Below are 12,269 nucleotides of genomic sequence, written 5' to 3'. Positions count from 1 at the left end.
CTGATCTCCCCGATCGCTATGGAAGAAGGTCTGCGTTTCGCAATCCGTGAAGGCGGCCGTACCGTCGGCGCGGGCGTTGTAGCCAAGATCCTGGGCTAATCGCTTTTTAGCCTGATCGAAAACGGGCCGACATGTGCTATCATGTCGGCCCGTCGCAGTATTTACATACATTGCCGGAAACATATTGTTGCCGGTTCGTTCTTTTAAGGAATAAGCATGTCCGCTCCAAACCAAAAGATCCGTATCCGCCTGAAGGCTTTCGACTACAAGCTGATCGACCAGTCCGCACTGGAAATCGTTGACACCGCCAAGCGCACCGGCGCCGTGGTAAAAGGCCCAGTTCCTCTGCCAACCCGTATCCAGCGTTACGACGTGCTGCGTTCCCCGCACGTGAACAAGACTTCGCGCGACCAGTTCGAAATCCGCACCCACCAGCGCCTGATGGACATCGTGGATCCAACCGACAAGACTGTTGACGCACTGATGAAGCTGGACCTGCCAGCTGGCGTGGACGTCGAAATCAAACTGCAGTAATCCCGGTTTCGTCGCAAGACACGAAAAGCCCGCTTCGGCGGGCTTTTTTATTTTCTTTGCCACCCTAAGAACGAAAGAGCCCGCGTATGCGGGCTTTCTTATTTGATTTTTTGCTAACAAATTTAATTTGGTAAATTGCAAACTTGACAGCAAATACATATTGAGGACACTTTACAACAATTCTTGAAAGTTTGGGAAAACTACCCAAATAGCCAACTTTTCGATTATGATGCACGGCTTTTAAATTTTATAAGCAAATATTAGGGAGTGAAATAGTTGAAAAGTAATCCAAACTTGAACAAGAGCGTAATCGCTGCCTCTCTGGCAGTTGCATTCGCCGCCCCAGCCTTCGCCCAAGAAGCGGAAGCACCTAAGATGCAACGTGTGGAAGTCACCGGTTCCAGCATCAAGCAAACTGCACGTGAAGCCGCCGGCTCCGTGCAAGTGCTGAACCGTGCCGATATCGAGCGCACTGGCGCGATGACCGCCCTGGGCGTTCTGACCTCGTCGGCAGCAGTCGACGTCGGCAGCAATGCGGCCACCGCAAGCTCCGGCTCGTTCGCAACCGGTTCGTCCTCCGTCGACATGCGTTACCTGGGTAAAGTCTCGACCCTGGTGCTGGTCAATGGCCGCCGCATTGCGCCATTCGGCCTGTCGGACAACGCCCAGGAAATGTTCACCAACGTCGACGCTATCGCCGCCGAATCGATCGAACGCATTGAAATCCTGAAAGATGGCGCTTCCGCGATCTACGGTTCCGATGCGATCGCAGGTGTGGTCAACATCATCCTGAAAAAAGAGTACACCGGCGTTAAGGTCAAAGCTGGCTATACCGCCATGCCTGGCTTTAAGGACTACCGCAATCGTAACGTTTCCCTGCTGGCCGGCTTCGGCGATCTGGAAACCGACGGTTTCAACACCTACCTGGCAGTAGAAGGCTACCGCCAGGATGGTTGGACCCAGGGCGAACTGCGTAACAAGGTACCAGCCTGGCACGCCAAGACCCCTGGCCGCTCGACCTGGGATGCCAAGAGCGCTTACTCGCCAACCGGCAACTACTTCGTCAACAACAAGCTGGTCGCTGCACCTGGCTGCCCTGCCGAAGCGCTGGACCCGGCTGACGGCGTCTGCAAATTCGACGTACTGCCATACACCGGTTCGACCACCGACAACGAACGTTGGGCGCTGACCAGCAACACCCACTTCCGTATTGGCCAGAGCATCAACGCCAATTTCGAAATCACCGCAGCCGGTGCGAAGACCGATTACAAAGTCGCTCCACTGTCGACTTTCCCTACCACCACCTCCAGCGTGTGGTACAACGCGATCGACGGCAAGATGGTCGGTCCGTTCTCCTACCCTAAGCTGCCAGTGGGTCACCCGAACAACCTGACCTTCAAGAATGGCGCTTGGGTACCGGGCACCACTCCAGTTGAACTGCGCGCACGTCTGATGGACACCGGCGACGGCTTCAACTTCAACAAGACCGATTCCGAACAGGCTCGCTACATGCTGACCCTGGACGGCACTGTGGGCGATTACGACTGGAAGTCGGCTGTCGGCTACATGACTTCGGAAGCGACCAAGGCAACCCGCGCTACCAGCGCCCAGGGTTACACCAATGCCATCGTCAACAAGACCTACAAGTTCGGCCAGCAGAATGACGTAGCTCTGCTGGACAGCATGTTCCCAGTGCGTACTACCTCGGGCGGCTACAAGATCGCCTTTGCTGACGCAACCGTCACCGGTACCGTGATGGAACTGCCGGCTGGCCCGCTGAACATCGCGGTAGGTGGTGACCTGCGCCGTATCGACTACCACATGGAGTCCTCGGACAACGTGCTGCGCGGCGACCTGGTCGGTATCTTCGGCCTGCAGGTTAAAGACGCCGTGACCCAGGGTGCCCTGTTCGCAGAAGCGAATATCCCTGTGATGAAGCGCGTGGAACTGAATGCTGCCGTACGCGCCGACAAGACCAGCAACTCCGACGTGCACTTCTCGCCTAAACTGGGCCTGAAGATCAACGCCACCGACGGCCTGCTGTTCCGTGCTACCGCTTCCGGCGGCTTCCGCGCTCCGAACATTGTTGAAACCGGTAACGGCCTGGGCCGCTCCTCCGTGACCAACAACGTCAACGACCTGAAGCGCTGCCCAGTCGCTACCGAACTGAACAAGATCATTCAGGCATCGAACGCGACCCCGGCAGAGAAGCAAATGGCGAACACCTATCGCAACAACGACTGCTTGTCTTCGCTGCCAAGCTTCGTTCGCGCGAATCCGGACCTGAAGCCTGAAACTTCGAAGTCGTTCACCATTGGCACCGTGTGGGAACCAATCAAGAACACCTGGTTCTCCCTGGACTTCTTCCACATCGAGCGTAAGGACGAAATCGGCACCCGTACCACGGCCGACCTGCTGAAGGCGGAAGATTCGCTGCCAGCCGGCACCCTGACCCGTATCGACAACAGCGCGCAGGACGCCGAGTTCATCGCACTGGCACAGAAATACGGTGCGACCAGCGCAACCTTCCCTGTGGGCAAACTGGGCCTGGTGTACAACCCATACGTCAACAGCGGCAAGACCCGCGTGAAGGGCTTTGACTACGCAGCACAGACTCGCCAGAAACTGGGCGCAATCGGTGAACTGACCGTCAAGCTGGAAGGCGTGTACAACTGGAACTACCAGACCTACAACGTCGGCGACGGCGCCTATGGTCCTAACCAGTTCGGCACCTATGACTACGCTGGCGGCCGTTGGGCAGCGAACCTGTACACCAACCTGCGTACCGGCGCCTTCGACAACGGCTTCGTTGTTCATTACGCCGGCCCATACAGCAACAACAGCGAAGATTCGCCGACCTACTGCGAAACCCAGAAGGTCTCCGCGGACAATATGGCTGCTTGCGACCGCGTCAAGCCGCCAGTCATTATTGACTACAACTTCGCTTACACCGGCTTCAAGGGTGTCAAGCTGTCCGTGTACGTGAACAACCTGTTCAACCGTGAGCAAGCTGTTCGCTGGCGCGATGGCTACTCCTTCACCAACCCGCGTATGCGTACTATTGGTGCAGCTGCTTCTTACGAATTCAAGTAATCTGATCAATTCGTGAGATGATGAGAGGCCGGACAGAAATGTCCGGCCTTTTTTTTCGGGAGAAGCAAATGAAACAACTGATCACCATCGTGGTATTCACCTTGCTGGCCGCTTGCGGCAAGAAGAATCCGGTCGACCAGACCGCGCAGGACATCAAGGCCATGGGCGAGCAGCGCGATAAGGCAAAAGACGCCGTCAAGGCCATGGAAGAAAGCCAGCAAAAGGCCCGTGAAGCGGCCGACAAGGCAGCCGGCGACGACAGCCAGAAATGAGCGACAAAAGCATTTTGATCGTTGAGGACGAGCAGGCTATCGCGGACAGCATCGCCTTCGCGCTCGGCAAGGAGGGCTTCGCGCCGCGCCATGTGACATTGGGCGAGCAGGCACTGGCCGCCGCGCGCGAGCTGGCGCCTGCGCTGGTGATCCTGGACGTCGGCCTGCCCGACATCAGCGGCCTGGATGTCTGTCGCCGCTTGCGCCAGTTCTCCGATGTACCAGTAATCTTCCTCACCGCGCGCAGCGACGAGATCGACCGCATCGTCGGCCTCGAGATCGGCGCCGACGACTATGTGACCAAGCCATTCTCGCCGCGTGAACTGGTGGCGCGCGTACGCGTGATCCTGCGCCGCGCGGGTGCAAACGCCGCGCCGTCCGCCGCATCGCCTGTCCCAGCCTTCGAGCTGCGCGCAGCCGAAGCCCGTATCTTGTTCTCCGGCCAGCTGCTGGATCTGACGCGCTACGAATACCTGCTCCTGAAAACCCTGCTCGAACATCCAGGCCACGTGCTGTCGCGTGCCCAGCTCATGGACCGGGTCTGGTGCGATGCGCCCGACACCCTGGACCGCACAGTGGACGCCCACATCAAATCCCTGCGCGCCAAACTGCGCTCCATCAACGACAACGCCGACCCGATCCAGACCCACCGTGGCATGGGTTACAGCCTGCAGCCCGGCGCATGAAGATCGGCCTGCGCATCCTGCTTGGGTACTTCCTGATCGTCGGCCTTGCCGCATGGTTCCTGCTCAATATCTTCGTGCAGGAAGTCAAACCCGGCGCCCGCTCCACGCTGGAGGCGGCCATGGTCGATACCGCGCAACTTCTGGCGCACATCGTGGCCGATGATGTGAAGGAGGGCGCAACGGCGCGCGTGCTGCTGTCGAAGATTGCCGCCGCAAGCCGCGACGCCGGCAACCGCATCACCATCACCGATGCGCAAGGCATCGTGCGCTTCGACTCCGAAGGCAAGGCCGTCGGACAGGACTACTCGCGCTGGAATGACGTCTATCTCACGCTGCGCGGAAAATACGGCGCCCGCATGTCGAGCGACGTGCCGGGCGAATACGGCAGCCTGGTGATGTACGTCGCAGCGCCGGTGCGCGACGGCGACCGCATCATCGGCGTGCTGACCGTCGGCAAGCCGATCTCCAGCGTGCAAGGCTTCATTGAGCGCAGCCAGCGCAAGATCCTCAAGTGGGGTGCTTTGCTGCTTGGCCTGTCGCTGCTGATCGGCGTCGTCATTACCTGGCGCATGGCCAGCACCGTCAACAAGCTGATGGTCTTCGTTGAAGCGGTCCAGGACGGACGCAAAGCCGTCATGCCCAAGCTTGGAAGCAGTGAAATCAGTACCCTCGGCCACGCGCTGGAGGCCATGCGCGCCAAGCTGGAAGGCAAGGATTATGTCGAGACGCTGATGCACACGTTGACGCACGAATTGAAAAGCCCGATTGCCGCCATCCAGGCCACGGCCGAATTGCTGGAAGAAGACATGCCGCCCGAGCAGCGGCGCCAGTTCCTGTCCACCATCCAGGCCCAGAATGCCCGCCAGCGCGACTTGATCGACAAGCTGTTGGCACTTGTGCGAGTCGAAAAGCAGCAGCGCATCGACGATGTCATGCCGCTCGATGCGGCCCGCTTGCTGCAAGACGTCGCGGGAGACTTCCAGGCCCGCCTCGCCGCACGCCAGTTGCAGCTGGAGACACGTGCCGATCACGCACTGCAACTGCAAGGCGACGCACTCCTGCTGCGCCAGGCGCTGGGCAACCTGCTCGATAACGCGATCGGCTTCGCGCCGCCCGGCAGCACGGTACACCTGGCTGCGCACCGCAGTGATGGCCATGTCGAGATCAGCGTGAGCGACGCTGGTCCCGGCATTCCAACCTATGCCGAAGCGCGCCTGTTCGAACGTTTCTACTCGCTGCCGCGCCCCGATGGCGCCAAGAGCACCGGCCTTGGCTTGCCCTTTGTGCGCGAGGTCGCGGCGCTGCATGGCGGTAGCGCGCAAGTGGCGAACGAGAAGGGCGGCGGCTGCCGCGCCACCTTGCTTTTGCCGCTTCACACAGAATGCATCGGCAACGCATAATTGCTCCCTACACTGGCGCAACCATAACAACAGGAAGCGCCAAAATGCAAAAGAAGCTCCTATTCAAAGCCATCCTCGTCGGCATCCTGATGCTGCTGCTCGGCGTGCCGCTGGCCATGATCCAGTCCACCATCAGCGAGCGTATTGCCTACCGCGATGAAGCTGCGCGCAGCATCGCCTCTGATTCGGTCGGCGAACAGCAAGTCTACGGGCCCGTGCTGGTAATGCCGTACGATGAGGTGTACACCGTCGAAGAGAAGGACAAGGACGGCAAGCCGGAAATGAAGCGCTACCGCAAACACTCGCGGCACCTGGTTTTCCCAAACCAGCTCGAAGTGCAATCGAACCTTGGCACAGAGCGCCGCCACCGCGGCATCCATCAAGTGCTGATGTTCAATGGCGCGCATAAGATCAGCGGCGATTTCATTTTGCCGACGGTAAGCGAGTTGCCGCATACGGAAACAGGCTCGCAGCTTACGCCGGACCGGCCTTTCGTCGCGATGGCCGTGGCGGACGTACGTGGGGTGCGTGACATTCCTCGACTGGTGTGGGGCACCCGCAGCATCGAGTTCGAGCAGGGCTCCGGACTGCATTCCACGCGCCAGGGCCTGCATGCAACGCTGTCGATGGAAGATGCCGCGCCCGGCCTGGTCAAGTTCAGCTTTGACTTGAACCTGGCGGGCATGAATAGCCAGGGCTTCGTACCGCTGGCGCGCAATAACCGCTTCGTCATGTCTTCGCCGTGGCCGCACCCGCAATTCAGCGGACGGTTCTTGCCGGAGCAATACAAGCTGGGCGACTTTGGCTTCCAGGCCGTGTGGCGGATTTCCTCGCTGGCCAGCGAAGCACAGGCGCAGCTGCGCCAACGTGAATACTCCGCCGGGCAGGGCCGGGAAAACCTGGCGCCTTTGGACTCGATCCAGGCCAGCTTCATCGAGCCGGTGAATGTGTACTCGATGGCAGACCGCGCCACCAAGTACGGCCTGTTATTCGTCGCGCTGACCTTTGCCGCCTTCTTCCTGTTCGAAGTGATGAAGCGCCTGCCTATCCACCCGGTGCAATACCTGCTGGTTGGATTGGCGCTGGCCTTGTTCTTCCTGCTGCTGGTCAGCCTGTCAGAGCACTACGCCTTTGTCGCTTCATACATTGCAGCCAGCGCCGCCTGCATCCTGCTGATTGGCTATTACCTGGCGCACGTGCTGCATGACTGGAAACGCGGCGTCGGATTCGCAGGCGCCTTGTGCGGCCTGTACGGCATCCTGTTTGGCCTGCTCAATTCGGAGAACAACGCCCTGATGCTCGGCGCCATCCTCCTCTTCGCCGTGCTGGCCGTAATCATGGTCGCCACCCGCAAGGTCGACTGGTACAACCTGAACAACCCGGCCCCGATGCCGGCGGAGCAAGCGTAATGCTCCCGGGCGGCCTGCTGGCGCCGTCCCTCGCGGAGGGCGCGCAACTCGTGGTGCTGTCCGGCTATACCGCGGGCCAGCCCGCCGGCCCGGTACGCGTTGTGCTGGATCAGCACGGCGGGCGGCTGCTGTTGGTGCTGGCCAGTTATGAGACCGTGGCATGGCAGCTCGATGTGCGTCCCGGGACCGAGCTGGTTGCCGTGGTGGTTAGCGCATACCGGGAAGTCGCAGTATCCGGCCATGGCAGAGCCCCGGCCTACCGGCAGGCGCTTCCGTGTGCGCCTGCTCCCGGCAGTGCGGCTTATGGGGACTTGATGCAATTCCTTCATGCGAGGCTGGGGCGCAGCGAGCCTGATGTATTCCGTGGCTATGTTCGCCTTCCAGAGCAAGTGGCGATTGCTTCGTGCGGTTCAGTTGCGGGCACTGCGGCGACTCCACAACCATGCATACAGCAAAAGATTCACGCCCAGGACGACGCCTGCCAACACAATCTGCACTGCGGGCGTCAGGCCGGCAGGGTAGATCAGTGGCAGGAGATAGTGATCAATGAAGCTGCCCGCATAGCCTTGCTGGCCGGCGCGCACGCGTAAGTTGTTTTCCAGATAGGTCAGCGGGCAAATGGCGCCGGTCAATTCAATGCCAGTTGCCCACAAGGCCGCCGGCACATGCAGCCACACCACGCACGGCCAACGCAATGCCAGCGCCGCGCCCAGCATGGCGAAGAGGATGAAGCATAGGTGCAGTAGCAAGACTGCATCTGCAGCGAGTCGGAACAGCATCCAACCATTCTACTTCCGCCCCAAGGTTGACACGGGCTCGGCTATTTAGGGGCGGGTGAAGCTCCACTGCTGGTTGCTGCCGTTGTTTAGCGTCCACTGGATGATCTGCGCGTTCTCGGCGGTGCTCTTGTTCTGCACATCCATCACGTAGCCGCTTAGCAGGTTTTTCACTGTGTACCAGCCGCTGGACGGGCTGGCGAAGCTCCAGTGCTGGCCGTTGCCGGCCCAGTAGGACCATTGCGCGATATTGGTGCCGGCAGTGGTGGAGTTTTGCCAGTTATCCAGGCTGCGCAGGCTGAGGGCGTTGATGATGCTGTACTGGCCATCGCCGTGGCCGATCAGGTACCACTGCTGGTGTCTGCCGCCGCTATAGGTTTGCTGCTGCACCATGGCTCCGTCGCTGGTTGATGCGCCCGCGACCGCTAGCGCCTTGCCGCTCAGGCGCGACTTGATCACGTAGGGGCCGTCGCTCATCCCGCCGCAGCCGGAGAAGTCGCTGAAGTTGCGCGTCAATACGGGCCAGCCGCCGCTGTAAGTCATGCGCAGGATGTCGAGCTTTGCGTTGCCGCTGTCGTTCAGGTCGTAGTAGTGGATGGAGGTGAAGTTGCAGCCATCCTGCTTCAACACGCCGATATGGCCGGGCCCCTTGTACTTGCCGTCCACGTTCGGCAGCACGGTGCGGGTGCCGGAGTAGGGGCCGGTGATGCTGGTGGCGCGCTGCACTTCGACGTAATAGGTGCTGTTGACGCCCTTGCAGCAGGCGCCGCGGTTGACGAACAGGTAGTAGTAGCCGCCATCGCGCGTGATGTAGGGGGCTTCCATATCGAGCCCGCCGCCGCCCAGCACCTTGGTGACGTTGCCGGCCGGCTTGCCGGTCGACTGGTTGATCTCGACGACGCCGATGCCGCCGAAGAAGGAGCCGTAGCTCATATAGACTTTGCCGTCATGGTCGCGGTACAGGGCCGGGTCGATGGCATTGATCTCGCTGCTGCCGCCAAACGATTCCACCACGATGCCGAGGTCGGTCCAGGCTGGATTCTTCAGCGACGCTGAACGCGCCACCCCGATCGCCGAGCTGGAAGTGCCGAAGGTCGAGACGGAGTAGTAAATATAGTAGTAGCCGTTCATGTGGATCACGTCCGGCGCCCAGAACGAGCCGCTGAAGTTGGGGATCTTGTTGGCGATCCAGCTTGGGTTGGTGCTGAACACGGGCCCCGGCCCGCCTTGCCAGTTAATTAAGTCTGTGGAAGTGGAATACCAGATCCCGGTGCCGGTGGTGAAGTTGAAATAGGTGTCGCCGTCCTTGGTGATGGTGCCGGGGTCGTGGGCGTTCTGCAGGCCTGTCAGGGTGACGGCTTGGGCCGCCAGGGTGCACAGTGCCAGGCACAGTATTGCCAAAATTTTACGCATTGGGTCTCCTTGTAGGTGTTGTGACACCAGCATAGGAAACGCAACTGTGACAGGCTAATAAGATTTTTTGCTCTAGCGATACCAAGACTGGTATCCAGGCCCGAAAACTAGCGACATACCTCGTACAAAGCTGTTGCGTCAAGAGGAAATTCTCGGTACACTAGCCGGCTTCGGTATGGGTTCGTCTTTTTTATGCCCGTATCTTTTTTTGTAGTTAAACAAAGCCCCGCCCAATCGTAGGTGGGAATGGAGAAAAAATGAGCCTTGGCCTCCTCGGTCGCAAGGTTGGTATGATGCGCATCTTCACCGATGACGGGGACTCGATCCCAGTCACCGTGTTGGACGTATCGAACAACCGTGTTGCGCAAATCAAAACTCCTGAAGTGGATGGTTATTCCGCTGTTCAGGTTGTCTTCGGTCAGCGTCGCGCATCCCGCGTGACTAAAGCTGCTGCCGGTCACTACGCTAAAGCAGGTGTTGAAGCTGGTTCCTTTATCAAGGAATTCCGCGTTGACGCAGCTAAAGCAAACGAACTGAAAGCTGGTGAAGTTATCGCCGCTTCCCTGTTCGAAGTCGGTCAGAAGATCGACGTGCAAGGTGTGTCGATTGGTAAAGGCTATGCCGGTACCATCAAGCGTCACAACTTCGCATCGGGTCGTCAAACCCACGGTAACTCCCGTTCGCACAATGTACCAGGCTCCATCGGTATGGCGCAGGATCCAGGCCGTGTGTTCCCAGGTAAGCGCATGACCGGTCACATGGGCGACGTCACCGTCACCACCCAGAACCTGGAAATCGCTCGTATCGACGCTGATCGCCAGCTGCTGCTGGTGAAGGGTGCAGTACCAGGCGCGAAAAACGGCCAGGTTGTTGTATCGCCAGCTGTTAAAGTTAAAGCAAAGAAGGGAGCTTAATCGATGGAACTGAAGCTCTTGAACGCGCAAGGTCAAGTCGCCTCCAACGTAGCCGCCGCTGACACCGTCTTCGGCCGTGACTACAACGAAGCACTGATCCACCAAGTCGTCGTTGCTTACGCTGCTAACGCACGTAGCGGTAACCGCAAGCAAAAAGACCGTGAAGAAGTCCACCACACGACCAAGAAGCCATGGCGCCAAAAAGGCACCGGCCGTGCTCGTGCTGGTATGTCCTCCTCCCCGCTGTGGCGTGGTGGTGGTCGCATCTTCCCGAACTCGCCTGACGAGAATTTCACCCACAAGGTCAACAAGAAGATGTATCGCGCGGGTATCTGCTCGATCCTGTCTCAACTGGCCCGTGAAGAGCGTCTGGTTGTGATCGAAGATCTGGCGATCGACGCTCCTAAGACCAAGCTGCTGTCGCAAAAGCTGACCGGCATGGGTCTGGACTCCGTCCTGATCGTTACCGACACCATCCAGGAAAACCTGGAACTGGCTTCCCGCAACCTGCCGAACGTGCTGGTTGTCGAGCCACGTCACGCTGACCCAATGTCCCTGGTCTTCTACAAGAAGGTCCTGGTCACCAAGGCAGCCCTGGCACAGATTGAGGAGATGCTGGCATGAGCGCAGTTATCAAACACAGCGAAGAGCGCCTGATGAAGGTGCTGCTGGCTCCGGTCATTTCCGAAAAAGCGACCATGGTTGCGGAAAAGAACGAACAGATCGTGTTCCTGGTTTCCAAGGATGCGACCAAGCCAGAAATCAAGGCCGCCGTTGAACTGCTGTTCAAGGTCGAAGTGGAATCGGTGCAGACCGTGAACCGCGAAGGTAAGGTTAAGCGTTCCGGCCGTTTCATCGGTCGTCGCAACCACACCAAGCGTGCTTTCGTGTGCCTGAAGCCAGGCCAGGAAATCAATTTCACCGAGGAGGCTAAATAATGGCACTCGTTAAGATGAAGCCAACCTCCCCAGGCCGTCGCGGCATGGTGAAGGTTGTGAACAGCGACCTGTTCAAAGGTCGTCCGTTCGCCGCCCTGCTGGAAAAGAAGTCGAAGACTGCTGGCCGTAACAACAACGGTCACATCACCACCCGCCACATCGGCGGTGGCCACAAGCAGCACTACCGTATTGTGGACTTCAAGCGCAACAAGGATGGCATCCCTGCGAAAGTGGAACGTATCGAATACGATCCAAACCGTACCGCACACATCGCCCTGCTGTGCTACGCCGACGGCGAGCGCAAGTACATCATCGCCCCTAAAGGCGTTGCTGTTGGCGACACCCTGCTGAACGGTTCGGAAGCGCCGATCAAGGCCGGTAACTGCCTGCCAATCCGTAACATCCCAGTCGGCACCAACATCCACTGCGTGGAAATGCTGCCAGGTAAAGGCGCCCAGATGGCCCGTACCGCTGGTGCTGTTGTGGTCCTGATGGCCCGTGAAGGTACCTACGCTCAGGTTCGCCTGCGCTCCGGCGAAGTGCGCCGCGTGCACATCGAGTGCCGCGCCACCATCGGCGAAGTCGGCAATGCTGAACACAGCCTGCGTAAGATCGGTAAAGCTGGTGCAATGCGCTGGCGCGGTGTTCGCCCAACCGTTCGCGGTGTGGTAATGAACCCGATCGACCACCCGCACGGTGGTGGTGAAGGCCGTACCGCAGCTGGTCGTCATCCAGTGTCCCCATGGGGCCAGCAGACCAAGGGTAAGAAGACTCGCTCCAACAAGCGTACTTCTTCGATGATCGTCTCTCGCCGCGGCAAGAAATAAGGATAAA

At 59.2% G+C, this 12,269-nt stretch carries 13 protein-coding genes; 11 read left to right on the top strand and 2 right to left on the bottom strand.

The features are described from left to right. The 7 genes from AC1RTP_RS21050 to creD all read left to right on the top strand — a co-directional run. Nucleotides 1–99 (top strand): EF-Tu C-terminal domain-related protein (locus tag AC1RTP_RS21050; RefSeq protein ID WP_498610145.1); only part of this gene is annotated, 99 nt, incomplete at its 5' end. Nucleotides 100–216: 117 nt separating this feature from the next. Continuing rightward, on the top strand, nt 217–534 hold the full coding sequence (gene rpsJ / locus AC1RTP_RS21045) for a 30S ribosomal protein S10 (protein WP_028101676.1): 318 nt from the start codon (nt 217–219) through the stop codon (nt 532–534). 294 nt (nt 535–828) lie between these two features. After that, nucleotides 829–3,627, top strand: a complete 2,799-nt coding sequence (locus tag AC1RTP_RS21040; RefSeq protein WP_498610138.1) for a TonB-dependent receptor plug domain-containing protein — start codon at nt 829–831, stop codon at nt 3,625–3,627. 68 nt (nt 3,628–3,695) lie between these two features. Further along, nucleotides 3,696–3,899 (top strand): hypothetical protein, encoded by a 204-nt coding sequence (locus tag AC1RTP_RS21035; RefSeq protein WP_498610136.1) that lies wholly within the window; start codon nt 3,696–3,698, stop codon nt 3,897–3,899. Continuing rightward, on the top strand, nt 3,896–4,585 hold the full coding sequence (creB, locus tag AC1RTP_RS21030) for a two-component system response regulator CreB (RefSeq protein ID WP_498610134.1): 690 nt from the start codon (nt 3,896–3,898) through the stop codon (nt 4,583–4,585). The genes AC1RTP_RS21035 and creB overlap by 4 nt, the downstream gene beginning before the upstream one ends. Then, nucleotides 4,582–5,985 (top strand): two-component system sensor histidine kinase CreC, encoded by a 1,404-nt coding sequence (creC, locus tag AC1RTP_RS21025; protein WP_498610132.1) that lies wholly within the window; start codon nt 4,582–4,584, stop codon nt 5,983–5,985. Before creB ends, creC begins: the two co-directional genes overlap by 4 nt. 44 nt (nt 5,986–6,029) lie before the next feature. Beyond that, entirely contained in the window at nt 6,030–7,394 is a 1,365-nt protein-coding gene (gene creD, locus AC1RTP_RS21020) for a cell envelope integrity protein CreD (protein WP_498610130.1), read from the top strand. Nucleotides 7,395–7,804: 410 nt separating this feature from the next. Here the strand turns inward: creD and AC1RTP_RS21015 are convergent, their stop codons facing one another. Both AC1RTP_RS21015 and AC1RTP_RS21010 read right to left on the bottom strand, forming a co-directional pair. Continuing rightward, on the bottom strand, nt 7,805–8,173 hold the full coding sequence (locus AC1RTP_RS21015) for a DUF2784 domain-containing protein (protein WP_498610128.1): 369 nt from the start codon (nt 8,171–8,173) through the stop codon (nt 7,805–7,807). A gap of 45 nt (nt 8,174–8,218) precedes the next feature. Continuing rightward, nucleotides 8,219–9,583, bottom strand: a complete 1,365-nt coding sequence (locus AC1RTP_RS21010) for a family 43 glycosylhydrolase (protein ID WP_498610126.1) — start codon at nt 9,581–9,583, stop codon at nt 8,219–8,221. A 257-nt stretch (nt 9,584–9,840) separates the two neighbouring features. Between AC1RTP_RS21010 and rplC the strand changes: the two genes are divergently transcribed. The 4 genes from rplC to rplB are packed head-to-tail and all read left to right on the top strand — an operon-like array spanning nt 9,841 to nt 12,262. Beyond that, nucleotides 9,841–10,497, top strand: coding sequence for a 50S ribosomal protein L3 (rplC, locus tag AC1RTP_RS21005; RefSeq protein ID WP_055937618.1), 657 nt, complete (start codon nt 9,841–9,843; stop codon nt 10,495–10,497). Nucleotides 10,498–10,500: 3 nt separating this feature from the next. After that, complete coding sequence (gene rplD, locus AC1RTP_RS21000) at nt 10,501–11,121, top strand: 50S ribosomal protein L4 (protein WP_498610124.1); 621 nt, start codon at nt 10,501–10,503, stop codon at nt 11,119–11,121. Then, nucleotides 11,118–11,435 carry a 50S ribosomal protein L23 gene (rplW, locus tag AC1RTP_RS20995; RefSeq protein ID WP_057264745.1) on the top strand — a complete coding sequence of 106 codons (318 nt, stop codon included), beginning with the start codon at nt 11,118–11,120 and terminating at the stop codon, nt 11,433–11,435. The genes rplD and rplW overlap by 4 nt, the downstream gene beginning before the upstream one ends. Further along, entirely contained in the window at nt 11,435–12,262 is an 828-nt protein-coding gene (gene rplB / locus AC1RTP_RS20990) for a 50S ribosomal protein L2 (RefSeq protein WP_057264743.1), read from the top strand. The genes rplW and rplB overlap by 1 nt, the downstream gene beginning before the upstream one ends. The last annotated feature ends 7 nt before the right edge of the window (nt 12,263–12,269 follow it).

It is taken from the genome of Pseudoduganella sp. GW821-FHT11H04, from assembly GCF_058807935.1.
This window is presented reverse-complemented; position numbering and strand designations above follow the sequence as displayed.

Excerpts from the sequence above, each read along its gene's own strand:
- AC1RTP_RS21010 (WP_498610126.1), bottom strand. The coding sequence starts at position 9,583 with ATGCGTAAAATTTTGGCAATACTGTGCCTGGCACTGTGCACCCTGGCG.
- AC1RTP_RS21035 (WP_498610136.1), top strand. The coding sequence starts at position 3,696 with ATGAAACAACTGATCACCATCGTGGTATTCACCTTGCTGGCCGCTTGC.
- rplB (WP_057264743.1), top strand. The coding sequence starts at position 11,435 with ATGGCACTCGTTAAGATGAAGCCAACCTCCCCAGGCCGTCGCGGCATG.
- creD (WP_498610130.1), top strand. The coding sequence starts at position 6,030 with ATGCAAAAGAAGCTCCTATTCAAAGCCATCCTCGTCGGCATCCTGATG.
- rpsJ (WP_028101676.1), top strand. The coding sequence starts at position 217 with ATGTCCGCTCCAAACCAAAAGATCCGTATCCGCCTGAAGGCTTTCGAC.
- rplW (WP_057264745.1), top strand. The coding sequence starts at position 11,118 with ATGAGCGCAGTTATCAAACACAGCGAAGAGCGCCTGATGAAGGTGCTG.
- rplD (WP_498610124.1), top strand. The coding sequence starts at position 10,501 with ATGGAACTGAAGCTCTTGAACGCGCAAGGTCAAGTCGCCTCCAACGTA.
- creB (WP_498610134.1), top strand. The coding sequence starts at position 3,896 with ATGAGCGACAAAAGCATTTTGATCGTTGAGGACGAGCAGGCTATCGCG.
- rplC (WP_055937618.1), top strand. The coding sequence starts at position 9,841 with ATGAGCCTTGGCCTCCTCGGTCGCAAGGTTGGTATGATGCGCATCTTC.
- AC1RTP_RS21015 (WP_498610128.1), bottom strand. The coding sequence starts at position 8,173 with ATGCTGTTCCGACTCGCTGCAGATGCAGTCTTGCTACTGCACCTATGC.
- creC (WP_498610132.1), top strand. The coding sequence starts at position 4,582 with ATGAAGATCGGCCTGCGCATCCTGCTTGGGTACTTCCTGATCGTCGGC.